The organism is Natrinema sp. H-ect1, assembly GCF_041821105.1.
Lineage (GTDB): Archaea > Halobacteriota > Halobacteria > Halobacteriales > Natrialbaceae > Natrinema > Natrinema thermotolerans.
Genome location: NZ_JBGUBA010000002.1, coordinates 500,814 through 525,955 on the forward strand (window position 1 = coordinate 500,814; position 25,142 = coordinate 525,955).

The window sequence follows — 25,142 nt, forward strand, 5'->3', positions numbered from 1 at the left end:
CGAAACGGCGCTCATGAAACGAATCATCGAAACCGACGACGCGCCCGCCGCGGTCGGCGCTTACAGTCAGGCGACCAGCAACGGCTCGCTGCTGTTTACCGCCGGCCAGATCCCCATGACCGCCGACGGCGACCTGCTCGACGACGAGCCCATCGCGGCCCAGACCGAACAGGCGCTGTACAACCTCGATGCCGTCCTCGACGAGGCCGGCGGCGGCTACGAGGACGTCCTCAAGGTGACCGTCTTCCTCGAGGACATCGACGACTTCGACGCGATGAACGAGGCCTACGCCGACTACTTCGATGACGAGCCGCCGGCCAGAAGCGCCGTCGAGGTCGCCGCCCTCCCCAAGGGCGTCGGGATCGAGATCGAAGCCGTCGCCGATCTCGAGTGAACCCGGTGAGCGTCGCGTGAGCGGCTATCCAGCCGGAAAGATGGGGATCGGGCCGCGGACCAAGTCGGCGGTCCTGTGGGGGCTCGTCGGCGGACTGGCGTTTCTGGTCCTCGTCCAGGGGTATGCCCTGCTCGTGACACCGCTCGTACGGTTCACGGTCGCGGTAGCGCTGGCGACCGCGGTCGGAATCGGCGCGGGGCTGGGAGCGTACCTGCTCGAGCCCCGGATCGCCGCGTGGGCGCTCGACCGCGGGCGCGGCGACGGATCTCGTAAGGGTTAAACGAGGGACGCGGTTAGGATAGCGTGAGCCAGGATGGCCGAACGGTAAGGCGCACGCCTGGAAAGCGTGTTCCCTTTGGGATTCAGGGTTCAAATCCCTGTCCTGGCGTTTTTGTCGCGAACAACTTCGTGAGCGACGAAAACACAACGTCGGGATTTGAATCAGACCAGTCGCAGCGCCGAGCGAAGCGAGGCGATCGTCTGGGCGTGGTTCAAATCCCTGTCCCGGCGTTTTCGTTGACATCGACCGACGAGCGACGCGTCGCTGAGAGAGTCGCGAGCGGACGGCGGAAAACGGGTAGGGGTACCGGAGCGCGTTACCGCTCGATCTCGACAGGGGATTCGGTCGCGATCCAGCAGTCGGGGTCGTCAGGATCTCGGAGTTCGAGCGCGCCGCGCTGACACACCACCATTTCGTATCGATCGTCCATGTTGACCCCATCGAGGAGTCGACCGGGATCGGGTATCGTAACGCGGTCCGTACCCGGCGGTTCGGCCGGAGTAACGGCTTCCTACCGCCCCAAATCCGTTCGGCCGGTCGCTCGAGGGAGCCACTGACACCCCGTCGCCGCGGCGGCCGGCGAGCCACGACCGGACAACCCTTTGGGCCGTCGGGCCGAGGATCGGGTATGTGCGGTCGCTACACGCTCACCGTCGACGGGGACGACCTCGAGGCGCGGTTCGACGCCCGGCTTTCCGACTCGGCGTTCGACCCCCGGTACAACATGGCACCTGGCCAGGAGCTGCCGGTGATCACGAACGAGGAGCCCGAGGTCTTTCGACGCCTCGAGTGGGGGCTGGTCCCGTCGTGGGCCGACGACGACAGTGGCGGGCTGATCAACGCGCGGGCCGAGTCCGTCGACGAGAAGCCAAGTTTTCACGAGGCCTACGAACGACGGCGGTGTCTCGTCCCCGCGGACGGGTTCTACGAGTGGGTCGAGACCGAAGACGGAAAACGCCCGTATCGGGTCACCTTCGAGGACGAGCGGGTGTTCGCGATGGCGGGGCTGTGGGAGCGCTGGGAGCCGGACGCGACCCAGACCGGACTCGACAGTTTCGGCGGGGGCCTCGAGGGCGGGACCGAGACCGGCCCCCTCGAGACGTTTACCATCGTCACGACCGAGCCCAACGCCCTCGTCGCGGACCTCCATCACCGGATGGCAGTGATCCTCGACCCCGACGACGAGCAGCGGTGGCTGTCGGACGAGGCCGGTCGGGAACTGCTCGAGCCCCGGTCGGCCGACGGGATGACGGCGTATCCTGTTTCGACGGCGGTCAACGACCCGGCGACGGACGAGCCGTCGCTGGTCGACCCGGTCGAGACGGTGTGACGGCGGCCATCCCACGGCCGCGCGACCGTCCCGTTCCAACGAATATATGGTTTAGGCTTGCCTAATCCTCCCGCATGGAACTGACGAGGCGGGACGCGGTCGCCGCGCTATCGGCGCTCGGCGTCGGGGGGACGCTGGCGGGCTGTGTCACCCCGCCCGGTTCGGAACCGGTCGACGTCGATCGCCTCCGCGAGACGCTGGTCGCGGCCGCCGAGGTCGTCTACCCGAGCAGGGTATCCGGGATCGACCCGTTCGTCGCGGCCTTCCTCGAGGGGCGACTCGCGGACCGGGTCCACATCGAAGGGCTCGAGGCGGCGGTCGCGGAACTAGACGAGAACGCGCGGGTGTGGTTCGACGACGAGTTCGCGGCGCTGTCGGTCGCCGACCGCGAGCAAGTCCTGCGAAACGTGGGTGCCGACGAGGCCGACGAGGACCCGTCGGGGACGGCGAGCGAACGCGTCCGATACTACGTCGTCAACGACCTCCTGCTGGCGCTGTATGCCTCGCCGACCGGCGGCGAGCTGGTCGGCCTCGAGAATCCGCAGGGCCACGCGGGCGGGACCGGGAGCTACCAGCGGGGGCCGAACGCGTGAGCTGGGACCGGCCGCCAGCCGGTTCGGCGGCACCGACCACTGACGACGCCGACCGAACCCCCGTCAGGGACGCCGACGTCTGTGTCATCGGCGCGGGGCCGGCCGGCGGAATCGTCGCTGACCGCCTCGCCGAGGCCGGCCGCGAGGTCGTGATCCTCGAGGCCGGGCCGCGGTTCGATCCCGACGACCGGCTCGCCCGGCAGGAACGCGCGATCCGTCCCGCCTACGACCGCCCGGACGTCTGGGACGGCGATCCGGAGCGGGATGCCTACGAGTCCACCGGCGAGCGGTTCTACCCGCTGAACCACGCCCGCGCCCGCGGCGTCGGCGGCTCGACGCTGCACTGGCAGGGGATGGTAATGCGGCTCCACGAGGACGACTTCGCTTCCGAAAGCGCCCGCGGCGTCGGGGCCGACTGGCCGATCGACTACGACGACCTGCGGCCCTACTACGCCGCGGCCGAGCGGGAACTGGGCGTTGCGGGGGCCGACGACAATCCCTTCGCGCCGCCCCGAGAGCAGCCCCATCCGATGCCGGCCTTCCCGCCCTCCTACAGCGATTCGCTGTTCGCCGAGGCCTGCGACGAACTCGAGATCGCGATGCACTCGGTGCCCAACGCACGCAACTCGGAGGGCTACGACGACCGCAGCGCCTGCGTCGGCTACGGCACCTGCCAGCCGGTCTGTCCGTCCGGCGCGAAGTACGACGCGACCGTCCACGTCGAGCGTGCCGAGCAACGGGGCGCGACGGTGATCGACCGCGCGCCGGTTCAGCGACTCGAACACGGGCCGGACGCGATCGAGGCAGCCGTCTACGCGACGCCGGACGACGAGCGCCACCGCCAGTCGGCCGACGCCTTCGTGATCGCCTGCGGCGGCGTCGAGACACCGCGCCTGCTCTTGCTCTCCGAATCCAGTCACTATCCGGACGGGCTAGCCAACTCGAGCGGGCTCGTCGGCCGGTACTTCATGGACCACCTCTTCGCGGGGACCGGCGGCGTCCTCGACGAACCCACCCGGCAGAACCACGTCGGCTTCCTCACCAGCGAGTCCCACCAGTTCTACGACGAGGCCGACGCCGAACAGGCTCCCTTCAAGCTCGAGTTCTTCAACTACGACGGCCCCTCGCCGGTCGGGATGGCCCTTTCGAGCGACGGCGCGGACTGGGGTGACGACTTGCTCGCGGAACTCCGCTCGGCGTATGGCACCCACATCGGCATGGGCGGCCTCGTCGAACAGCTCCCTCGCGAGGACAGCTACGTCGGGCTCGATCCCTCGACGACCGACGATCACGGCAATCCGGTGCCCGATGTCCACTGGACCGTCGGCGATCGCGCGCTCGAGACGATCGAGCGCGTCAACGAGATCCAGGAACGGATCCTCGCGGAACTCGGCGCGGAGATCACCTGGCAGGCCGGGCCCGAGGGGACGGGGCCGGCCTACCATCACATGGGGACGACCCGGATGGGGTCGGAGCCGGCCGAGAGCGTCGTCGGCCCCGACCTGCGAACCCACGATCTCGAGAACTGCTGGATCGCCTCGAGCAGCGTCTTCCCGACCGGCGGGGCGATGAACCCGACGCTGACGATCGCGGCGCTGGCGCTGAAGGCAGCCGACCACGTCCTCGAGGCCGCGTAACGGCGGCGAACGCCATCCGGCTCGGCGTTCCCGAACGCGGTCCACACCACAGCTTCTTTTGAGCGGCAGCCGATGGGGGAGCTATGAATCGGGTACGGCTCGCGGGAGTCGGGGTGGCCGCCGTCGGCGTCGTCGGGTACGTCGTCGGGATTTCCGTCGCGTATGCCGGTCGAGCGTTCTCCCTGACCGCGATCATGGTCGGGTTCACGCTCGTCGCGATCGCACGGTCGTCGGCGACCGGGGGCGAGACATGACCCTTCGCGCCATGGTCTACGCCGACGACGGCATAGAGCGATACGACGATCCGGCGGCCGCAGTCGCCGCACCGGGGGAGACGTGGGTTCACGCCGCCGGGATCGAGCCGGACGAACTGCAGACGCTCGAGGACCGACTCGGAATCCACCGGCTGGCCGTCGACGACGTTATCGACGACCAGACGCGGCCGAAGACCGCCGAGTACGAAACGCACACGTTCGTTCTCCTCAAGACCGTCAGCCTCAGTCAGCGCGACGAGGTCGCGCTGCAAAAGGAGATCCGGACCCACACTGTCGGCTTTTTCATCGGCGAGGGGTGGCTCGTGACGATGTCGACGACCGACATCGACGTCGTCGACCAGTCGGCCACGCAGTGGGCGAAGAACGAACGCCGGGTCGCGAACCGCGGCACTGACTTCCTCGCCTATCGGCTCATGGACGCCATCGTCGACGACTACTTCGACGTCCTCGACGAGATCGAGGACGACATCGAAGCGGTCGAGGAGCGCGTCCTCGACGAGCCGGAGCCTCGTATTCTGGAGGACCTGAACGACGTCCGCCGGGACCTGCTGGCCTTCCGGAAAGTCGCCTGGCCGGCCAGGGAGGCGATCTCGTCGCTCTCCCGCGGCGACATTCCGGAGGTCGCCGACGAGAACGAGAAGTACTTCCGCGACGTCTACGACCACCTCGTGCAGGTCGTCGATCTCATCGAGACCTACCGCGACCTCACCGGTGGTTCTCGCGATATCTATCTCAACGCCGTCTCACAGTCGACCAACGACGTGATGAAGACGCTAACGGTCGTCGCGACCATCTTCATCCCCCTGACGTTCGTCGCCGGGATCTACGGGATGAACTTCGCGGAGACGCCGCTTGCCATGCCCGAACTCTACTGGACGTACGGCTATCCGGCGGTCATGCTCGGGATGGGGGCGGTTGCCGGACTGATGCTCGTCTACTTCCGTCGGCAGGACTGGATCTGACCGATCCCGCCCCGACGAACGGGGACCGGTGTCCCGACTGTTTTAGGCAAACCTAAACGCATAAATACGGCGCGCAGAGAGTACCGGCAATGAGTGATGGGGTCCAGCCCGCGACGACCGACGGTTCGGACGAGGAGTACACCTTCGAAGACGTCAGCGTCGTCATGGGGACGTACAACGAGGAGGAAGCGATCGGCAAAGTACTGACCGACATCGACGAGGTCACCGACGGGACGGCCGAGGTCGTCTGCGTCGACGGCTCGTCGGATCGAACCCCCGAAATCGCCCGCGACCACGGCGCGACGGTCATCGAACAGGAGCCACAGGGGTACGGCGTCGCCGTGCGCGCGGCCGTCTTAGAGCCCGACCGGCCGATCGTCGTCACGACCGACTGCGACGACACCTATCCGATGGAGCAACTTCCGGAGTTTCTCGCGTTGATCAACGACGGCTACGACGTCGTCAGCGGCGACCGGCTCTACCACGGTGCCGACGCGATGCCGGCGCTCAACCGCCTCGGCAACCACGCCTTCGCCGCGGTCGCGAGCTTCCTCATGGGCACCCGCGTCCACGACACCACGACCGGGATGCGGGCCTACCGGCGCGACGTCGTCGAGGACATCGAGTGGACCGAAAACACCGGCCTCTCGGCGGAACTGCTCATCCGTCCCCTACTGCGTGGCTACGACGTCCGCGAACACCCGATCGAGTACCGCGAGCGCGCCGGCCAGACCAAGCTCGACCCGTTCAAAGGCGGGGCCGAGATCGCCCGCTCGATCGTCAAAGTATCACTCGAGGAACGGCTTCGAGAACTCCCACACCGGCCGACCCAGTAGTCGACGTACCTGCTCGTTCTATAGTAGCCGCTGAAACGATTTACACACTGATCGCAACGCTGTCGTGCGATCAGGTGTGCAATGACTTTCAGCGGCTACTATAGTCGGACCCGTTCCGATCCAGCGCCGTGAGTTCGGTCTGGACGAAGATGCCGTCGGGCGCGTTCTCGGGGAGATACGCCGCTTCGCCGCCACAGTCGCGGATCCCGCTACACCGCTCGACCCTGGGTGTCAGCGCCCGTGTCGTTCCGTTTTCGGCCGCCTCCACCGGCAGCTCGAGCCGGTAACTGAAGCTGTTGCCGGGCCCCCGATCGACGAACACGGTCAGCGTCACGTCGTCGCGTTCGTCGACGGCGACCGAGTCGTTGGCCCCCCACGCCGCGCCGCGCAGTCGTGCCTCGCCGTCGGTAACGACCACTCGGGTCGCCAACGGACTCGAGACATCGTCGGCGACGTAGGTGGCGCTCTCCTCGTCGGTCGTGATCGTCGCGCTAACGCCGCCGGCCGTTTCCGGGACGCCGACGGTCGCGTTCAGCGAGACCGTCTCGCCGGCGACCCTGTCGACCCGCTGGAGCCGGGCTCCCTGTGGCGACCCGGCCTGTGGAGCCCAGACCCCCCGATACGCGAGGCGGTACAGTGAGCGGTCGGGATACGCGTCGGCCACGTCGAACGGCCGCTCGTCGAGAGCGTAGACGCGCTCCCCGTCGAACCCGGGGTCGTTGCGAAGCGCCTGGAACGGATGCCCGAGCCAGTCGCCGTACGGCGTCGGTAGGTAGACGACCGCCGGCTCCTCGATCGTCCCGTCCTCGAGCGGGTCGTAGACCCGATCGTAGGTCTCGGTGATGGCCTCGTTTCGCTCGAGTTTCCCCTCGAGGGTCGTCGCGGTGACGCCGCCGACCGCGAGCCCGCTGACGAGCAACACCGCGACGACGACCGCGCGTGCGCGCTCCGGCGACAGCGATCGATCGGCCCGTCGGCGAACGCCGTCGAACAGCGCCAGCGCGCCGACGGCCGCGAAGGCCGCGACCGGGAGCAGGAGATCGAAGTGGTAGTAGGGGCCGTGCGTGGCGATCAGTCCAGTTCCGGCCCGGTCGATGTCGCCGAGGACGTTGAAGTTCCCCCAGAAGTAGACGTTGCCGACGGCGATCGTCAGTAACTGTCCAGCGAGGATCGCCGCGCGTGGCGAGAGGCGTCGGCGGACGGTCAGCCCGAGTCCGACCGCGGCCAGCCCCGCGCCCAGCAGTCCGCCAACGACCCATTCGGTGAAAAACGACCGCAGTACCAGCGCGTTCGACCGCAGCGCCAGCCCGACGGTGTACTCGATCTCGTGTTCGAGGATGCGCCGACGGCCGAACCCGAGCCCGTCGAGCGGGGCGAACGCCTCGTAGGGGAACACAAGCGCCGATCCGGTCACGACGGCGTTGTAGCCGAGCGCGAGGGAAACGCCGGCCAGCCCGAACGCCGCCGTCGCGGCCTGTCGGGGAACGGCCCCGCGGAAATCCCGCCGGAGCGTCCAGCAGGCGTGGGCGATAACCGGCGCGGCGAACAGGACTGCCGTGTACGGCCGTGCGAAAAAGGCCAGTCCGATCGCCGCGCCGGCCGCGCCCGCGACCCGCAGGTCCCCCGTCCGGTCGGCCCGGAGGTAGGCGTATGCAAAGGCCAGATTGAGCATCGCCGTCGGCGCGTAGGGCAGGAACACCGCCGTTTGGATCAGGAACAGCGGCGAACACAACACGGCGACGGCGGCCACGAGGCCCGTCCGCCGGTCGAAGACCTCGCGCACGACCAGCGCCACGAGCGCGGGGACGGCCGCGCCGATCCCAGCCAGCGCGAGCCGGTAGCCGCCCACAATCTTCCCGAGCGCGAAGATCGCTGCGGGCACCGGCGAGTACTTCGGATAGAGCCGGTCGCCGTCCGCAACGAAGAACCAGGGGCGGAAGGCCTCCTCGACCGGCGGCCGGACGAACAGTTGCCCCTCGAGCAACATCGCCGCTTGCTGGAGGTAGACTCCCTCGTCGTGGTTGAGCGAGTGGTGGGGGAAAGTCCGCGTCGCGAGCAACCAGATCGCGATCGCACCGACGAGGGCGACGCCGGCGACCGCGGCCCGCCATCGTCGCCGTCTCATCGCCCACCTCGTGTTCGTCGTCCCGGTCCTGTTCTCACGGTCGTCACCGTCCTTCCTGTGCGAGCATCACGGCCATCGACAGCCCCGAGATGGCCACGAGGACGAGCGCCGGCACTGCCGCCTGTCCGTAGAGACCGGCCTCCTCGACCCGCCAGATGTAGGTCACGAGCGTCTCGAATCCGAGCGGGCGCAACATGAGCGTCGCCGGGAGTTCCTTCATCGTCGTGAGAAAGACCAGCGCGGCTCCGGCGGCCACGCCCGGCAGGATCAACGGGAGCGTCACCGACCGGAAGGCGTTCAGCCGCGATCGACCCAGCGTCCGGGCCGCCTCGACCAACTTCTGGTCGACCTGCAGCGTTGAGGTCCGGATCGAGCCGATCGCCTGGGGCATGAACCGGACGACGTAGGCAAAGATCAGCAGCGGAACGGTCTTGTAGATCGACGGTAGCACGTCGAGGCTGAAGCTGAGCAACGCGATCGCCAGCACGATCCCGGGCGTGGCGTATCCGATGTAGGGGGCCCGGTCGGCCAGCGCCGCTACCCGCGAATCGGTGGTCGCCGATCCGATCGCGATCGGCAGCGCCACCAGCACCGAGACGAGGGCGGCCAGCAGTGCGACGTAGGCCGAGTTGAACCCGTACTCCCAGTCGAAAGTCAGTCGACCGAGCTGATAGCCGGGGCCACCCGTGTTCAGCCACATGGTGAAGATGGCGATCGGGAGCCCGATAGCGAGCAGGGCGATCGCAACCGGCAACAGCAGGGCCGGATACCGCCACGCTCCGAGTTCGAGGTCGGCGGTACCGCGGTCGCCACCGCTCTCGTAGGCCCCGGAGTCGTCGGCACCGATGCGGGACTCGATCGCGAGGATGATCACGGTCACCGTCAGCAACTGCAGGGACAACAACGCGGCGTAGTCGCGGGCGAAGGCATTGTATCTGGCGTAGATGAACTGCGTGAACACCTCGACGCGCATGATGTTCGGCGTGCCGAAGTCCGCGAGGGCATACAGGGCGACGAGCAACGCGCCGGCGGCGATCCCCGGCAGGATCTGCGGGAGGGTGATCCGGCGAAAGGCCTCCCAGCGGCCCGAGTTGAGCGTCCGAGCGGCCTCCACGAGCGAACCGTCCATCGAGAGCAGGGACGCTCGCGTGGTCAAGAACACGTACGGGTAGGTATACAGCGTCAACACGAACGCGGCACCCGCGAACCCGTATACCGAGGGGAGCGCGTCGATACCGAGGGGCTCAAGGAAGCCGACGAGTTCACCCTGTGGACCGAACGCCGAGACGAACGCGAACGCCCCGAGATAGCTCGGGACGGCCAGCGGCAACGCGATGAGGACGGTCCAGAACCGGGGGAACGGAATCTCGCCTTGGACCGTCAACACCGCGAGCGGGACGCCGATGAGGACGCTCGCACCCGTTACGATCGCGACGAGAGCGACGCTTCGGATCAGTACGTCGATCGTTTGGGAATCGACCGCGAGTTCGAACGCTCGAGTCCCGAGCCCGGCGGCGTCGACGACCAGCCAGAGCAAGGGGAGGACGAGAACGGCCGCGATGGCCGCGGCGAGCAGGGTGAGCCCGACGCCGGTGGCGCCGCTCCCGTCGTCGTCACCGGCTCGCTCGACCGTCTTCGCGACTCGATCCCGAACGCTCATTCCGTTATCCGGAGACGCCGGCTTCGTCCATCAGCTCGAGCGTCGGCTCGATGTCGGCCAGTTCCGCGAGGTCGATGTCCGGCGGGCTCAGCTCGTCGATGGTCGGCAGCCCGCCGACTGGTTCGACGCCCGAGATCATCGGATAGGCGAAACTGATCGTCGCGAAGTACTCCTGGGCCTCGGCCGAGAGCAGGTGGCGGACGAAGTTGTCGACCAGTTCGCCCTTCTGGGTGCCCTGTACCTTCAGCGCGCCCGCGACGTTGATCAACGCGCCGGCGTCGCCCTCGGTAAAGGCCAGATCGATCGGGGCGTCCGGCCGATTGTTCTTGACCCGCATCGCGTAGTAGTGGTTGGCGAACCCGGCCGACAGCGAGCCGTTGGCGACCGCCTCGGAGACGGCGTACTCGTTGCCGCGTCGTTCCGTTCCGGCCTCGCTCATGCTCTGTAGCCAGTTGCGGGTCTCGTCGTCGCCACGGAGCAGGCGCATGGCCGTCACGAAGGCCTTGAACGCGCCGTAGGTCGGTGCCCAGCCCATCGTCCCCTGCAGCGCGTCGGCGTCGGGGAACTCCTGCACCGTGGTCGGGATGTCCGACTCGCTCAATTCGTTCGTGTTGTACGGCACGGCACGGGCGCGTCCGGCGACGCCGGCCCACGCGTTGTCGTCGCCGACGAACTGACTGTTCCCGACCGCCTCGACCGCCTCGTCCGACAGCGGCTCGTAGGCATCGTTTTCCGCGACGAACCCGAGGGAGCTGGCGTCGATCGACCAGAAGACGTCGGCCTGGGCCGCACCGGCGTCGGCCTCTTCGACGATCGTCTGTGCCAGCGACGACGAACTGTTGTCGGTCGAGTGGACCTCGAAGTCCGGATAGATGTCCTCGAGCATCTCCACGAACTCGTAGTAGATGCCGCCTTCACCGCCGCCGATGTAGAGCGCGAGGTCCCCGGAGAGGTTCGGGAGGTCCTCGATCGACGTGCCGCCCGGTGCCGGTCGGCCGTCGACCAGCGATCCGGACCCCCGAAACTCCGAGAGCGGCGGAATATCCGCGCTCTGTCCGTCGTCGAAAAACCCGAGACAGCCCGCGAGCGATGCGGCCCCGAACGCGGAGCCGACCTGTAACGCCCGCCGACGTGAAACTGCACGATTGCCCTGCTCGTCGTTCATACTCGATTTAGGTTAACCTAAAAACTTATAGTTGACGATTCAGTCGTCCGCGACGACCCGCGCGCCGTCGGCCTCGAGGCCGGCCGCCGGGCGCAGCGTCGCCAGGCAGTCGAGCCAGTCGCGCATGTACTCGCCGACGTGGTTGAAGAAGGCTCCGTTGTTGTAGTCGTCCCAGTCGCCCTCGGCGAGTTCGTCGGCCATGGCCTCGAAGACCGCAGCGTAGGAGTCGGCCTCGCTGCCGGTCTCGTCGATTACCTGCCACAGGTGTTCGTTCAGTTCCAGCCCCGGCACCTCGTTGTTCAGGTCGTCGAAGGTGCTGCGGGGGGCCTTGTTGTGTTCACACAGCGGCGCGCCGTTGTAGATCCGCTTGCCCAGCACGTCACAGGCGCGCTTGAGGAACACGCCCGACCAGATGTCGTCGAATCGGCCCACGTCCCACTCGTTTTCGTCCATCGGCAGCTGGTAGAACGCGGGGATCACCTCCCGGCGGAACGCGAGGTTCATCGAACAGACCGTGAGGTAGTTGTCCCGTGCGGCGACGAAGTCCTCGCCGAAGTCATCGCTCGAGGTGCGGGTCTGGGCCTGGCCCTCGAGGTCGCCGTCCATCAGGATGCGGACGGCGTCGAGGTCGGGGACGTTGGTCCACAGTCCCTGCGAGGCGACGACCTCGCCGCCGTCGATCTCGGTCGTTCCAGTCTCGACGGTCTCGCCCATCGCCGAGTATGGGTACCCCCGCGGGTAGAGACCGTGTTCCTCGGCGTTCTGGTAGAGGACGTTGACCCACTGCTCGTCAGAGGACACGGATTCGATCTCGCCCTCGAACGCGAGGTTCTCCATGTGCGTGCCGAAGAAGTCCTCGTCCTCGTGAGGGAGCGTGTCGTCGTCGATGAAAAAGCCGTAGTCGAACTCGTCGTGGGCCCACATGTACAGCAGGCCGAAACTCGTCTCGGCGTGGCTGGCCGCCGGCACGACGTGACCGTACTCGGCGACGTCGTGGGCCTCGTACCACTCCTCGCGGCGGCTGCCGTCGAAGACCTCGCCCGAGACGCCCTCCTCCTCGAGCATGGCTTCCATTTCGTCGGTCTCACAGAAGTCCTCGGTCACGAGGACGACGTGGAGTCGCTCGAGGTCGAAGCCGTGGTCGCGGGCGTTCGCGAAGTACGAGCGCATGCACTCGTACTCCCGTATCGTCGGGACGATGACACAGATGTCCTGATTCATTGCTCGACTATCTTTTAGGCGAGCCTAAAATACTGTCGGTCTCCCGCGTCGGTTCCGCGGCCGTCGCGTCCGAGACGGAGAGCCCCAGCGCGGCGACCGCGCCGGCCCCGCCGACCAGTGTCACACCGTTTTTCAGCGCGTGGTCGACGATCGCCGCCGCCAGCGCGGTCCCCGCACCGATGGGAGTAAGCGCGACTACCAGCGCGGTAAAGGCCGCCTCGTAGAGTCCGACGCCGCCCTGAGACAGCGGGAGGACCTTCGCTAAGTTCCCGACGCTGACCGCCAGCGTCCCAACCGCCAGCAGCGGCCCGAGCGCGAGTCCGCTGCCCAGCGCTGCGAGTACCAGTACCGCCGTCAGCACGTCGAACGCCCAGATCAGCAGACTTCCCGCGCCGATCCGCGCGACCGCCCTCGGCTGGCGGGCGACGACCTGAACGTCCGCCGCGAACCCGAGCGCGGCCTCGAGCGCCCGCTCGAGACGCGGCCGGCCCACCGCTCGAGTCCGCAGTCGTGCGCCCAGTCCGTGGTCCGTCCGCGAGGCGGTGACGACGACGAATCCGACGCCGACGGTCGCCGTACTCACGGCCGCCGCGGCCGCCAGCGCGGTCCGTGCGCCCCCGGCCTCGGCGGCGATCTCGAGCGGGCCGGCCGCGCCGGTGGCCGCGAGCCACGCCGTCGCCAGCCCCGCGAGCGCGGCGATCGTCGCCAGATCGAACACGCGTTCGACGGCCAGCGAGGCGAAGCCGGCGGTGTAGGGCACGTCCCGACGGGTCTCCATCACGTACGCGCGGACTGCGTCGCCGGCCCGCGCCGGGATCGCCAGGTTCGCCGTCTGGCTGACGAAGACGGCGGCCGTACAGAACGCCGTCCCGGTCCGCCGTTCCATCGCGGCCAGTACGTCGCCGTACCGTCGCCCCCGAAGGGGCCACGAGACGGCGTAGACGGCGACCGCGGCGGCGAGGAGGCGCGGGTCGGCCGCCGAAATCTCCGTGAGGACCGTCCCGACATCGACGTCCCGGAGGGCGACGAACAGGCCGGCGAGGACGAACAGCGTCCCGCCGATCGTGAGTCGGCGGCGGGTCAGCGCCGCGGCGAGCCCGCCGCTCGCGGCGTCGCCGTCGGACGCGTCCGCCCCCGTTCGCTCGCCCCCGTCGTTCATACGCGACGCTTCGGGCCCAGATATTTAAGCCCACCTAAAACCGGGCTATGCCGGCGGGACGGTCACGCTCGAGCGGCTTTCTGCCGTGGAAACCTATCCACGGTCGTCGCTCAGCGCAGTTCCTCGATGATCTCGCGGGTCGCTTGCCGCACCGCCTCGTCGCTCGAGCGGTCGGGCTCCCAACCCAGCGCCGCGAGCTTCTCGATCGAGAGGCGCATCTTCGGGACGTCACCGGTCCAGCCGCGGTCGCCGCCGGTGTATTCGAACGCGGGCTCGAGGGCCAGTTCGTCGGCGACGATGGCGGCGATCCGGTCGACCGAGGTCGTCGTCCGCGTGCCGAGATTGTAGGTGTTCATCGCGTCGTCCGAATTCTCGACCACGTGCAGCATGGCATCGAGGCAGTCCTCGACGTATAGATAGGACTTCTCCTGACGGCCGTCGCCCAGGATCGTCAGCGTCTCGGGATCGCCCCCCAACTTCTCGATGAAATCGGGAATCACTGCCCCGCGCAGCCGCGGGCCGACGACGTTCGCAAAGCGGAAGTTCCAGACGGTGAGGTCGTGGCTGTGGGCCCGCGCCGAAAGCAACCCCTCGTCGGCCAGCTTGCTCGCCCCGTAGGCGCTGATCGGCTCGAGCGGCGCGTAATCTTCCGGCGTCGGTCGCGGGGCCTCACCGTAGACCGTCGAGGAAGAGGTGTAGGCGATCTCCGTGACCCCCGCGTCGGCCATCGCCTCGAGGATGTTCCGGGTCATCCGCGTGTTGTCGTCGAACTGGCCGTGGGGCCGGTCCGTATCGACGTGTTTCGACGCCGCGAGGTGGAAGACGAGGTCGACGTCCGCGAGGTGGCCGGAAAGCGCGTCGGGGTCGGTGAGGTCGGCCTCGAGGAAGTCGGCGTCGTCGGGGACGCGGTCGCGGTCGCCGTTCGACAGATCGTCGACGGCGAGGACGTCCGCGCCGTCCGCGAGCAGGCGCTCGGTGAGATGCGATCCGATGAATCCGGCTCCGCCGGTGACGAGTATCTGCCGATCCGAAATAGCCATAGTCGATTGTTTGCTGGTTCGATCATAATCCTGTTGTGTTTCGGCGCCGCAAAAACACCAATATTTAAACAATTGTTTAAACACACACCACATCTATAGTTGGAAGCGGTTGAAGCAGTTGTTTATCCAATACATGGCGCATCAAAATATTTTGGAATTATATAGTCGAACTTCTTCGAATATGATAATAATTGCGATCCCCATTCATTTTTTACTGTCTTCTTACTCGGAATTTGCCGCATTCACACATATACTCTCGGCCACCAATAAATTCTCTCATGCAAGAGCTGGATTAAGTGGAACTGATGGTTTAGAGCAGTTCAGAGGGAAGATAAATAATTATGTATTAGATAGCGACGACACCTACAAAGTTTGGGTGAAACTTCGTGTTGAAATTCACGTCCAAGGAACAGGTGCCACTGTTGCTGATTTTGGAGGTGAGGATAACGACTTTGCAGACGAACCTGGTGATCCAGAACAGTTCGTTCAGATAAATGAAATAATAATAGATAAGGACCATTAATTATATATCTTGGATTATAGATTTTCTATCCTAAAAATCCTTAAATAATTAAGAAATAGTAAAGGTTAGACCATAGAAAGGGAATTGCAGAAGGGTAGAGGTCGAAGATAATAAGACACAAGAACAAAATAACCCTCAATAGTAATCCAAACAATGAGAATTGATTTTAGTGTACAAATACAGACTCTAATGATGAGAAAGGGGATGGAAGCCGACGAATTACTGGTGACTATAATAATAGCATCCTTACTTATCGGTGTTCCAACTGGAGCAATGTACTTCCGCACAATGAAGGATGAAATAAACAGATCATACGTATGGATTAGTGCAATGTTAGCTATTTCGATATTACTTCCAATCCTTGGCCCATTTATTCTATGGGTTGTGTATAAGTCCTCGGTTCCTCAATAGAATGTTCTAGATATGTGGATTTCGGAACCGTTGCTTTTGAATCGTAGACACTATCCCTAGTTACCGGTGTGTACCGAATAGACCCCTAGGCCGCCTGCAAACCTAGTAGAGGTTAGTACTTAAACGCCGGTCGAGTACCGCAGCAGGCCGGCGAAACCACCGAAGGCGTTCAGCAGTTGTTCGCCCTTCTCGAAGTCCGTCGAGATGAACTTGGTCTCGGTGCCACGTTGTTCGGCGATATCGATGAGGTGATCGATGGCGTCCTCGCGGTCGTCCTCGTCCCCTTCGACCTCGGTGCCACAGTCGGTACAGGTGTGGGCCGGCGTCGACTTGCGCCGGTCGATGACCTCGCGTTCGGTCGCGCCACACTCGGGACAGTCGTAGGTAATCACGTCCTTCCGGAGGTCCTCGCTGATGAGCAGGCGGTCGACCGCGCCCATCATCAGGTTCCGGCGGGTCTGCTCGAAGCCGTAAGTGGCCTGATCGCCCGCGTTGAGTTCCTCGAAGAACTCCTCCATCACCTTCTTGTCCTTCATCACCTCGGCGTCGGCCAAGGCGTCCTCGGCGTTGTCGACCAGGTCCTTCAGGCCGGACTCGTCGGTGTAGGCGACGTCGAACTTGCCCAGGACTTCGTCTTGCAGTTCGTGGTGGAGATAGTCGCCGTCGAGGAACTCGTCTTTGGTCGGCGAGGGACCGCCCACGAGGATGCCGTCGATCTCGTGGCGCTTGGGGACGAACAGGTCGTTTGCCATCCCCGCGACCTCCTGATAGAAGTTGTCGATGGCCTCGAGGCGCAGGCGGGCGAATCGCTGGGCGGACTGGCCTCCCTTTCGCTGCTTGCCGGGGACCAGCGAGGAGGCGGACTTGACGGGTTCGATACGCTTGCCCTTCAGCCAGCCGACGTTGGCCTCGCGGCGGTCGAGGACGATCAGGCCGTACAGGCCCTTGTCGGCGAGCATCTCCTCGAGGGGCTCGGTCAGGAAGTCCGAGTCACAGTGATAGCGGAAGGATTCGATGGGCTGGGGCGGACTCTCGAGGACTTTGGTGACCATGTCGGTCCGGCCGCCGCCCGAATCGACGGCACCGGAAAAGAGAACGATGCCGTTGTCCGGCGGGAAGGTGTCGTAGTATCGCAGTCGGTCCTTGATGCTCGTCAGCGCGTCCTGGACCGCCGTTCGGGTCTGCTTCGACTTGATGTTGGCCGCTTCGCTGTGTTCCTGCGTGACGTGCTGGACGACGTCACTGATCTGTCTGTCGTCGGGGATGTAGATCGTCACGAGCTGCGTTCCGGAGCCGTCGTAGTCCTTGAGGTCCTCGATGACCTTCCGGAACTCGTACTTCTTCCGGTCGGATTGCTCCTGCTCGCCCTCCTGGCTCATTACACGTATAAAACCGGGCTGTCGGTAAGAATCCTTTGACACACCGATCGACCGGGCGACCGCCCGGTCCGACGACGTTCGATCGGACCGCGTTCGACCACCGGTCGGCCGACCCTCCCACCGGGCGGGCGGTGAGGTGACGATTTAAGGGGGTGCCGTTCCACTGTCCGGACAGTACCCACGTATGTCTCACGAGACTGTCTATGCCATCGCGAGCGGAAAAGGCGGTGTCGGGAAGACGACGACGACGGTCAACCTCGGCACGGCCCTCGCGGACGCCGGGGCACGCGTCGCCATCGTCGACGCCGACCTCGGGATGGCGAACCTCGCCGGGTTCGTCAGCCTTTCTCCCGACTCGACGACCCTTCACGACGTATTAGCCGGCGACGCATCGATCGAGGACGCGACCTATCGACTGGCCGACGACATCGTCGCGGTGCCGAGCGGCACGAGCCTCGACGAGTACGCCGAGACCTCCCCCGAAGGGCTGCGCGAGGCCGTCGAGGACCTCCGCTCGCGCTTCGACTACGTCCTGCTCGACGTCGGGGCCGGCATCAGTCACGAAACCGTCCTGCCGCTCGGACTGGCCGATGCCGTCGTCCTCGTCTCGACGCCCGAACCCGCCGCCGTCCACGACACGAAAAAGACCGTCGAGCTGACCGACCGCTCCGGCGGCGAGGTCGCGGGCCTCGTCCTGACCCGAACCCGACCCGACGGCGACGTCTCCCACGAGGAACTCGCTGACCGCCTCGAGGTGCCGCTGCTCGGGACCATCCCCGAGGACCCGGCGGCCCGGGACAGCGTCTACGCCGGGACGCCGCTGGTCGTCTACGAACCCGACGGCCCGGCGGCCGTCGCCTACCGGCGGCTCGCGGCCGATCTGACCGGCCTCGAGGTGCCCGTTCCAACCGACGACGATCCCGAGACGGCCGACGCGGACGCCGACGACGGGACGAGTGCGGTGTCCGAGTCCGACACGGCCGCCGACGCCGCGACCGACGAAACCGAGGAGCGGGAAGCCGCACACGACGACGTCTCGAGTGCGATCACGGAAGCCGAGTCCGATCCCTGATCGGCGGCCCGAACGCGACAGTTAACGGATGCCTTCCCTGGCTCTCGGTCGCGGGTATCGACCCGCGGTTCGGAACGACCCGATTAGCGCCGTTCGGTCTCTTCACGAGCGCACGGCGGTCGGACGCCACGTACTGTCGGTCTCGAGCCGATATGGTCGCCGTTTCGATCGGTTTGGTGGACCCTTCTCGACGCGGTTTCGACCGCCGGGACGATCCGAATTAGTCGCCGCTCGTGACTGACCGGGTAACGAACTTATTACTAATCACGACTGTTCCCGATGGGTCGCCCATGGAGCGACGAAAGATCCTCCTCGGCAGTGGCGCTGCGCTCGCAACGGTCCTCGCCGGTTGTTCCAGCGACGAAACCGGCGACGACGACTCGAACGATGACGATGACGACGACGGGTCGCCGTCCAACGGCGGGAACGGCGACAACGGCGAGCCCGACGACGAGAACGAGTCCGACATCCCCGGAATGGACACGGACGCGATGGAACTCGACAGCGAGAAGATATCGATCAAAGACATCAACAAGGACGGCGACGAGGTCGACGTCGTCGCGACGACGACCACGACCGACCCCGACGTACTGCGTGCGGAACTCCAGTCGATCGGGGAGACGCTCGCGGCGGCGATCACCGACCCCGAGGCGTTCGCGGCCGAGGTCAACAGCGTCACCTGGGTCCTCGAGCAGGACGGCGCGATGGTGATGTCGTTCTACGTCGACGTCCAGTGGGCGATCAAGTACATCAACGACGAGATCGACGAGGACGAACTCGCCGACCTCGTGTTCGATACCACCGACGGGTAAGCGCGGTCGTCCGTGTGGACGGCGTCGTTCTTTCGGTCACACTCCGACCAGTCGCACGCCCGTTCCGACGACCGGCACCGTTGCGACCGCCCCGCAGACCCCGGCCGCTTACATCGACCGCGGCGCGGCCACGCCCAGGATCGACAGGGCGTTCGCGACCGTGTGTTTCGAGGCGGCGACCAGCGCGAGTCGGGCCTCGCGAACGTCAGGATCGACGTCGTCGGCCAGCACCGGACACTCCCGATAGAAGCCGTTGAACCGATCGGCGAACTCGCGGGTGTAGGTCGCGATCTGATGTGGTTCGAGGTCGTCGCCGGCCTCGTCGACGACCGCCGGGAACCGCGCGATCGTCTCCAGCAGGTCGCGCTCGGCATCGGTTGCGAGCAGGTCGGCCTCGAGTGCCTCGAGTTCGACGTCCTGGTCCGCGAGGTCGGCCTCGGGGTCGAGGCCGGCTTCCTCCAAGATCCCACAACAGCGCGCGTGGACGTACTGGACGTACGGCGCGGACTGGGCCTCGAAGTCCAGCGCGCGGTCCCACTCGAAGGTGATCGCCTTCGTCGGCTGTTTCGAGACGATGTCGTAGCGGACGGCACCGATCCCGACCTGATGGGCGATGCGCTCGATGTCGTCGTCGTCGAGTTCGTCGTCGCGGATGCGGTCGTCCAGCCGGTCTTCGACCTCGTCGCGGGCCCGGTCGATCGCCTCGTCCAGCAGGTCGTCCAGATCGACGCCGGTCCCGCGACGGGTACTCATCTTCCCCTCGGGGAGGTTGACGTAGGAGTACAGCACCTGCCGGAGGCCGTCGGTGTCGTTGCCAAGCAACTCGAGCGTCGTCCGGAGCTGTCGGGCCTGGAGCTTGTGGTCCTCGCCCAGCACCGTCACGGCGCGGTCGTACTCGTCGAACTTCCACTCGTGGTGGGCCAGGTCCCGCGTGGCATAGAGGGAGGTGCCGTCCGAGCGCAGGAAGACGAGGTTCTTGTCGATCCCGTGGTCCTCGAGTTCGAGCTGCCAGGCCTCTTCTTCGTAGACCGACTCATCGAGGTCTTTGAGCCGCGAGACGAGGTCGTCGGTGTCGCCGTTGCGCATGAACCGGGTCTCCTTGACGAACTCGTCGAACTCCGCCGGCAGGCGCTCCAGACACTCGGTCATCCCGCCAAGCACCTGATCGACGACCTCGCTGACGCGCTCGTAGGCCTCGTCGTCGCCCTTCTCGAGGCCCTGCATGATCGACTCGATCTCGGCCTCGGCGGCCTCGGCCTCGTCCTCCGGGGCGTTCTCGAGGAACCGGTTGCCCTTCCGGTAGTAGCGCACGAGGTCGTACTCTTTCCGGTCGCGCTCGGGCTCGCTCTCTAAGTCCGCCTCGTCGAAGGTCTCGTAGGCCCACGTGAAGACGGCCATCTGCCGGCCGGCGTCGTTGACGTAGTAGTGGCGGTCGACGTCGTAGCCGGCGTACTCGAGCAGGTTCGCGACGGCGTCGCCGATGATCGGGTTCCGCGCGCGGCCGACGTGGACCGGCCCCGTCGGGTTCGCGCTCGTGTGTTCGACGACGACGCTGGTATCGCGGTCCGGCAGGGTACCGTAGTCGTCGGCGGTCGCTTCGGACAGCGTCTCCGCGAAGTAGGCGTCGCTTGGCAGGAAGTTGAGATAGGGGCCCTGCGTCTGTACCGCGGCGACGTAGGTCAGCTCGTCGGCGTCGATCTCGTCGGCGACCTGGCCGGCGACCTGCGGCGGCGGCGCGCCCGCTTCGCTAGCGAGTCGGAAGGCGACGCTCGAGGCCAGCACGCTCGCGACGTCGTCCGGCGGTTCTTCGATCCCGAGATCGTCCGTCGGGAAGTCGAGCGCTGAGAGCGCCCCCTCGAGGGCGTCCTCGACTTCCGTGCGTAGGGCAAGGAACATACCCGCCCGTATTCAGGGCCGGAGTAAAGGGATGTCGGGTTTCGGCTCGGGCTCGTTCGGATACGACTCGAGTGCGAGGACCGTGATCCAGTCCGGTAGATTTGCTCGAGAAATAGGACGGTGTATCGGCTCTGAGACCGCCGATATGCGGTGGCGCACGCTGTCGACTGCCTGAGGGATAACGAGGGCAGTCGATAACGTCGTGCGAGGGATGAGCGAACGCCGACAGGCGTGAGTGAATCGGCTGGGGAGGGCGTGGCCATTCCCTGTTGCCACGCTAGCAGGACGCTTTGCTTCCGAATCACGTCAAAAAACACTGTTCCGTTCCTGCTGTGTGTTACCAGTGAGGAACGTCCTACTATCGTGGCAACGATGAGAACCACGCCCTCCCCAGCCGATTCGTTCGCTCCCGGTAGTCGCTCACTCATCCCTCGCACGATGTCACCGGCCGCCTTCGCCCGCACTCAGGCGGCCGCCAGCGCGCGCCACCGCAAACCGGACTTCGGCGGCTGTGTACTCGCTACGGACTGCACTCGTCCGTCACTCGAGAAACTGCGCGGCCTCCCGGAACCGCTCCTCGTGGACCGGCCGAAACGTCTCGCTCGAGGCGTCGAACTCGCTCGGCGTCCAGAACCGGGCGTCCGTCGCGTCGCTGCCCGCGACCGGCTCGCCGGTGGCGTCGGCCCGGTCGGCCACGTAGTGAACCGTCACGACGTGTTTGCCCGTTCGGGGCGGCATCGCCGACGCGGACAGGATCTCGAGGTCGTCGGGATCGACCGCGACGCCGGTTTCTTCCTCGAGTTCGCGGGCGGCCGCCTCCGGGGGTTCCTCGCCGACCTCCATGTGACCGCCGGGGATCGTCCACTCGCCAACCCCCGGCGGGACGCCGCGCTCGACACAGAGGACGGCCGGGTCCGGCCCGGAGCGGTCGACGACGGCGACGCCGGCACAGGGGACGGGGTTGTGCCAGACGATGGCCTCGCAGTCCGGACAGCGCTTTCGCTCGCGGTCGTCGGCACTCGTCCGCTCGAGGCGGGCACCACAGTCGGGACAGAACGTCGGGGGTCGGCTGACCATTCGTCGACGTCTCAGTATGCAGGCCTCAAAGGGTCTTCAATCCACTGCCGGTCAGCGGGACGACGACGTCGTCCCCGTCGTCGATGACGCCGTTCTCGCGATACTGCTCGAGGGCCGCCGGCGCGACCGCACAGGTCGGTTCGACGTAGAAGCCGTTGCGGTGGAGTCGATCGAGCGCGGTCTCGATCGGATCCCCGCCGAGGGCGATGGCGTCGCCGTCGGTTTCCTCGATGGCCTTGAGGATCTCGGTGCCGCGTGCGGGCTCGGCGATCTGGATACCGTCGGCGATGGTCGTCCCCTCGCCGTCGGCGTCGGTAGTGTCGCCGCCGAGCGCGGCGACGATGGGGGCGTAGCCGGCCGCCTGCGCGCCCAGCAGCCGCGGCATCCCGTCGACGATGCCGGCCTCGTTCAGCAGCGAGAAACCACGATACGCGCCCAAAAAGAGCGTCCCGTGCCCGATCGGGAGGACGACGGCGTCGGGGACGGTCCAGCCCTGCTGGGCGGCCACCTCGAACGCGAAGGTCATCGTACCCGCGTAGAAGGCGGGGTTCCAGGCGTGGCTGGCGTACCAGCCGTCACCGGTCTGGTAGGGGGTATCGCGCTCCCCGTCGCCCTCGACGGCCCGCTGACAGGCGGCGGTGACGTCCTCCCGGGTCCCCTCGATCCGAACCGGGCGGGCGTCGGCCCGCTGGATCGTCATCAGCTTGGACTGCTTGACGTCGGCGGGGACGTAGATGTCCGCGTCCAGCCCCGCCCGCGCGGCGTAGGTCGCGATCGACGCGCCCGCATTGCCCGAGGAGTCCTCGATGACCTTCTCGACGCCGAGTTCGACCGCCCGCGAGAGCGTCGTCGTCGCGCCGCGGTCCTTGAACGACCCCGTCGGGAAGACGTACTCGAGTTTGAACTCCGCGTCCCAGTCGGGGGCCTCGACCAGCGGCGTAAAGCCCTCGTAGAAGGTGACGTGCTGTTCGATCGGGAGGAACTCGAAGAAGGTCCACAGCCCCTCGGTCGTGTCGAGGCTATGCAACGGGAGCGGATCGCCCTGTGGGTGCGGTCGCTCGTCGAACTCCAGCGCGTGGCCACAGCCACAGCGCCAGGGCTCGTCCGGTCCGGCCTCGTAGACGGTCCCGCAGTCGGGGCAGGTGAGATCGGCCGCCATATCAGTATTCGTCGATGTCGGTCCCGACCGAACAGACGTACTCGCCGGTCGCGACCTGTGGGAGCCGTCTGGCCCGCCAGAGGATTCCGTTGCTGTCGGCGGTCACCTCCGCTTTCGGCTCGCCGAAGGGGGTCGTCACCTCGAACAGCGTCTCGCCGGGGCGGACGCGGTCCCCGAGGTCTTTCGTTCGGGTCACGAGCCCGCCGGCAGGGGCACCGTACTGCTCGAAGCCCTTCGCTCGCGTCTGGGTCTCGAGCGGGTTCCCTTCCTCGAGGAAGTTGTAGTATCGGAGGACGTTGAACACGCCCGTGACGCCCTTTCGAATGCTTTCCTCGTCCCAGCCGACCGCGCCGCCGAGTTCGGGGTCGACGGTCGGGATCCCCTCGTCGGGGGCCGCGCGGGCCAACTGGCCGTCCGGCCCCTTCTGGTCGAGGACGTAGCCACAGCCGAAGGCCTTCGCCAGCTCGAGACACTGGTCGTGAAGCCGGTGGCGCTTCCCACAGCGGACCCGGACCTCATCGAGCATCCGGCTGGTCGAGCCCTGGTGGAGATCGAGGATCAGGTCGGCCCGCGAGGCGGCCTCGAAGGTCGCGGCTGCGATCCGTTCGGTCGAGGTACCCCCCTCGTTGCCCGGATAGGCCCTGTTCATCTTCGTGTCGTCGATCGGGTTCCGGTGTTCGGCGACCTGAAACGCGTGGTAGTTGACGATCCCGACGATCAGGATCGTCCCCGAGAGTTCGGTGGGGTCCAGTCGCGGCACGACCCGCTGGACGACGCCGACGCCGTTGAGTTCGTCGCCGTCGCTTGCCGCCTGCATGTAGAGGGTCTTCCCCGACTTCGTGCCGTTGACCACGGCCACGGGCAGTCCGAACGGACTGCCATCCCGCGTCTCGCCGACCTCGAGACGGCCCGTATCGATCTCGCCGGGCCCCGCGCTCGCCGTACCGAGCGTCGTCGTCATATGTCCCTCACGATGAACCCGTTCGCCTTTATACTATCCTTTGATCTCGAGCGGTGGGAGCAGCGACGGGACGAACGACCGAGCCGCTTGCCGGTTTCACGGAACCGAGACGGGTCGAATCCCCCGCCTTTCGGCGAGCCACGCCGGCCGTGGTTTGCACTCGAGGTCGGCCGTAGTTCGCGCTCGAGGTCGGCAGTGGCCCGCACTCGAGGCCGGCCGGGGCTCGAGTTCTCGAGCAACGGTCGTGTATCGGTCCCGGTCAGCTACTGAGAACGGCCCGAAGCGCGAACCGGAGGTTTTCCCGCCGTTCGGCGACCCGACGATAGAAGTACGACAGCCAGCGGTCGCCGTAGGGGACGTACTGATAGACGTCGTACTCCTCGGCCAGCTCGTACTGGGCCGCTTCGCGGACGCCCATCAGCATCTGGATCTCGAAGTCGGTGCCGTAACGGTCGTGTAACGCCGTCGCGTGTTCGATCATCGCCGGATCGTGGCTGCCCACCGCGATCCCGCCGTCGTAGTGTTCGAACGCGTACTCGAGCAGAGTCCGATACTCCTGATCCACGCGCGTGGAATCGGTGTAGGCCACGTCGCTGGGCGGATCGTAGGCACCCTTGACCAACCGGATCTTGCCGGGGACGTCGGCGAGTCGCCTGACGTCGGCCCGGGTCCGTCGGAGGTTCGCCTGCAGGCAGACGCCGACCCCACCGTCGGATTGAGGTTCCGACGAGGATCGCTCACCCCCGCCCCGTTCGCGGGCGACCGCCTCGAAGGCGTCCAGCGTCGCGTCGGTCGTCGTGTGATCCTCCATGTCGATCCAGACGAAGACGCCTCGCTCGGTCGCGGCGGCGACGATCTCCGCCAGTTCCCGCCGGAACACCGACTCGTCGATCTCGAGGCCCAGCTGCGAGGGTTTGACCGAGATGCAGGCCCCGAGCCGCGAGCCGGCGATGTCGTCGACCAGCCGCCGGTACTCGGCGGCGTCGGCGGCGGCCGCCCCGCGCTCGTCGTAGTGTTCACCAAGGAGGTTGACGATGCCGCCGACGCCGCGGTCGTTCAGCCGCCGGACGTGGTCGAGCGCTTCGGCCGGGGACTCTCCCGCGACGAACCGGTTCGCGATCGGCGGGATCATAGCCCCTACTGGGGGCGCGACCGACAAGAGGATTCCTCCGTTT

24 protein-coding genes and 1 tRNA gene are annotated in these 25,142 nt (G+C 66.3%); 13 read left to right on the forward strand and 12 right to left on the reverse strand.

From position 1 onward, the window contains the following. Positions 1 to 13 precede the first annotated feature (13 nt). From ACERIM_RS06755 to ACERIM_RS06795, 9 genes are all read left to right on the forward strand, one after another. Positions 14 to 394: a Rid family detoxifying hydrolase gene (locus ACERIM_RS06755; RefSeq protein WP_373631816.1), complete on the forward strand. Its 381-nt coding sequence runs from the start codon at positions 14 to 16 to the stop codon at positions 392 to 394. 16 nt (positions 395 to 410) lie between these two features. Beyond that, positions 411 to 674 carry a hypothetical protein gene (locus tag ACERIM_RS06760; protein WP_084158293.1) on the forward strand — a complete coding sequence of 88 codons (264 nt, stop codon included), beginning with the start codon at positions 411 to 413 and terminating at the stop codon, positions 672 to 674. A gap of 27 nt (positions 675 to 701) precedes the next feature. Then, positions 702 to 782, forward strand: a tRNA-Ser gene (locus ACERIM_RS06765). Positions 783 to 1,302: 520 nt separating this feature from the next. Next, positions 1,303 to 2,004 carry an SOS response-associated peptidase gene (locus tag ACERIM_RS06770; RefSeq protein ID WP_373631817.1) on the forward strand — a complete coding sequence of 234 codons (702 nt, stop codon included), beginning with the start codon at positions 1,303 to 1,305 and terminating at the stop codon, positions 2,002 to 2,004. A gap of 74 nt (positions 2,005 to 2,078) precedes the next feature. Beyond that, complete coding sequence (locus ACERIM_RS06775; RefSeq protein WP_373631818.1) at positions 2,079 to 2,597, forward strand: gluconate 2-dehydrogenase subunit 3 family protein; 519 nt, start codon at positions 2,079 to 2,081, stop codon at positions 2,595 to 2,597. Continuing rightward, on the forward strand, positions 2,594 to 4,234 hold the full coding sequence (locus ACERIM_RS06780) for a GMC family oxidoreductase (protein ID WP_373631819.1): 1,641 nt from the start codon (positions 2,594 to 2,596) through the stop codon (positions 4,232 to 4,234). Before ACERIM_RS06775 ends, ACERIM_RS06780 begins: the two co-directional genes overlap by 4 nt. Positions 4,235 to 4,317: 83 nt before the next feature. After that, a complete protein-coding gene (locus ACERIM_RS06785; RefSeq protein ID WP_162834896.1) occupies positions 4,318 to 4,488 on the forward strand; it encodes a hypothetical protein in 171 nt (56 codons plus the stop codon). Beyond that, on the forward strand, positions 4,485 to 5,471 hold the full coding sequence (corA, locus tag ACERIM_RS06790) for a magnesium/cobalt transporter CorA (protein ID WP_373631820.1): 987 nt from the start codon (positions 4,485 to 4,487) through the stop codon (positions 5,469 to 5,471). The genes ACERIM_RS06785 and corA overlap by 4 nt, the downstream gene beginning before the upstream one ends. A gap of 89 nt (positions 5,472 to 5,560) precedes the next feature. Continuing rightward, on the forward strand, positions 5,561 to 6,307 hold the full coding sequence (locus ACERIM_RS06795; protein ID WP_373631821.1) for a dolichyl-phosphate hexose transferase: 747 nt from the start codon (positions 5,561 to 5,563) through the stop codon (positions 6,305 to 6,307). Positions 6,308 to 6,395: 88 nt separating this feature from the next. On the opposite strand, the gene ACERIM_RS06800 is transcribed toward ACERIM_RS06795, so the two are convergent. The 6 genes from ACERIM_RS06800 to ACERIM_RS06825 form a co-directional block, all read right to left on the reverse strand. Then, the gene (locus ACERIM_RS06800) at positions 6,396 to 8,432 is read right to left on the reverse strand and encodes an ArnT family glycosyltransferase (protein WP_373631822.1); all 2,037 of its coding nucleotides are present in this window, start codon (positions 8,430 to 8,432) and stop codon (positions 6,396 to 6,398) included. A 43-nt stretch (positions 8,433 to 8,475) separates the two neighbouring features. Then, positions 8,476 to 10,092: an ABC transporter permease gene (locus ACERIM_RS06805; RefSeq protein WP_373631823.1), complete on the reverse strand. Its 1,617-nt coding sequence runs from the start codon at positions 10,090 to 10,092 to the stop codon at positions 8,476 to 8,478. A gap of 4 nt (positions 10,093 to 10,096) precedes the next feature. Then, entirely contained in the window at positions 10,097 to 11,257 is a 1,161-nt protein-coding gene (locus ACERIM_RS06810; RefSeq protein WP_006651157.1) for an extracellular solute-binding protein, read from the reverse strand. Positions 11,258 to 11,296: 39 nt separating this feature from the next. After that, the gene (locus tag ACERIM_RS06815) at positions 11,297 to 12,478 is read right to left on the reverse strand and encodes an alpha-1 4-glucan-protein synthase (protein ID WP_373631825.1); all 1,182 of its coding nucleotides are present in this window, start codon (positions 12,476 to 12,478) and stop codon (positions 11,297 to 11,299) included. A gap of 7 nt (positions 12,479 to 12,485) precedes the next feature. Beyond that, positions 12,486 to 13,637 (reverse strand): lysylphosphatidylglycerol synthase transmembrane domain-containing protein, encoded by a 1,152-nt coding sequence (locus ACERIM_RS06820; protein ID WP_373631826.1) that lies wholly within the window; start codon positions 13,635 to 13,637, stop codon positions 12,486 to 12,488. Between the two features lie 110 nt (positions 13,638 to 13,747). Continuing rightward, positions 13,748 to 14,677, reverse strand: coding sequence for an NAD-dependent epimerase/dehydratase family protein (locus ACERIM_RS06825; RefSeq protein WP_373631827.1), 930 nt, complete (start codon positions 14,675 to 14,677; stop codon positions 13,748 to 13,750). Between the two features lie 181 nt (positions 14,678 to 14,858). On the opposite strand from ACERIM_RS06825, the gene ACERIM_RS06830 reads away from it, so the two are divergent. Beyond that, on the forward strand, positions 14,859 to 15,200 hold the full coding sequence (locus ACERIM_RS06830) for a hypothetical protein (RefSeq protein ID WP_373631828.1): 342 nt from the start codon (positions 14,859 to 14,861) through the stop codon (positions 15,198 to 15,200). A 192-nt stretch (positions 15,201 to 15,392) separates the two neighbouring features. Then, positions 15,393 to 15,611 carry a hypothetical protein gene (locus ACERIM_RS06835; protein WP_373631829.1) on the forward strand — a complete coding sequence of 73 codons (219 nt, stop codon included), beginning with the start codon at positions 15,393 to 15,395 and terminating at the stop codon, positions 15,609 to 15,611. Positions 15,612 to 15,730: 119 nt separating this feature from the next. Here ACERIM_RS06835 and prf1 read toward each other — a convergent pair whose 3' ends face one another. Beyond that, the gene (gene prf1, locus ACERIM_RS06840; RefSeq protein WP_373631830.1) at positions 15,731 to 16,990 is read right to left on the reverse strand and encodes a peptide chain release factor aRF-1; all 1,260 of its coding nucleotides are present in this window, start codon (positions 16,988 to 16,990) and stop codon (positions 15,731 to 15,733) included. Positions 16,991 to 17,174: 184 nt separating this feature from the next. On the opposite strand from prf1, the gene minD reads away from it, so the two are divergent. Together minD and ACERIM_RS06850 are read left to right on the forward strand one after the other, a co-directional pair. After that, positions 17,175 to 18,062 carry a cell division ATPase MinD gene (gene minD, locus ACERIM_RS06845; protein WP_373631831.1) on the forward strand — a complete coding sequence of 296 codons (888 nt, stop codon included), beginning with the start codon at positions 17,175 to 17,177 and terminating at the stop codon, positions 18,060 to 18,062. Between the two features lie 290 nt (positions 18,063 to 18,352). Continuing rightward, positions 18,353 to 18,874, forward strand: coding sequence for a hypothetical protein (locus ACERIM_RS06850; protein ID WP_373631832.1), 522 nt, complete (start codon positions 18,353 to 18,355; stop codon positions 18,872 to 18,874). A gap of 108 nt (positions 18,875 to 18,982) precedes the next feature. Here ACERIM_RS06850 and argS read toward each other — a convergent pair whose 3' ends face one another. The 5 genes from argS to ACERIM_RS06875 form a co-directional block, all read right to left on the reverse strand. Beyond that, complete coding sequence (gene argS / locus ACERIM_RS06855; protein ID WP_373631833.1) at positions 18,983 to 20,770, reverse strand: arginine--tRNA ligase; 1,788 nt, start codon at positions 20,768 to 20,770, stop codon at positions 18,983 to 18,985. A gap of 540 nt (positions 20,771 to 21,310) precedes the next feature. Then, positions 21,311 to 21,847 carry an NUDIX domain-containing protein gene (locus ACERIM_RS06860; protein WP_373631834.1) on the reverse strand — a complete coding sequence of 179 codons (537 nt, stop codon included), beginning with the start codon at positions 21,845 to 21,847 and terminating at the stop codon, positions 21,311 to 21,313. 25 nt (positions 21,848 to 21,872) lie between these two features. Continuing rightward, complete coding sequence (locus ACERIM_RS06865) at positions 21,873 to 23,006, reverse strand: threonine synthase (RefSeq protein WP_373631835.1); 1,134 nt, start codon at positions 23,004 to 23,006, stop codon at positions 21,873 to 21,875. A 1-nt stretch (position 23,007) separates the two neighbouring features. After that, positions 23,008 to 23,967, reverse strand: a complete 960-nt coding sequence (locus tag ACERIM_RS06870; protein WP_373631836.1) for a succinylglutamate desuccinylase/aspartoacylase family protein — start codon at positions 23,965 to 23,967, stop codon at positions 23,008 to 23,010. Between the two features lie 259 nt (positions 23,968 to 24,226). Next, on the reverse strand, positions 24,227 to 25,099 hold the full coding sequence (locus ACERIM_RS06875) for a proline dehydrogenase family protein (protein ID WP_373631837.1): 873 nt from the start codon (positions 25,097 to 25,099) through the stop codon (positions 24,227 to 24,229). Between the last annotated feature and the right edge of the window lie 43 nt (positions 25,100 to 25,142).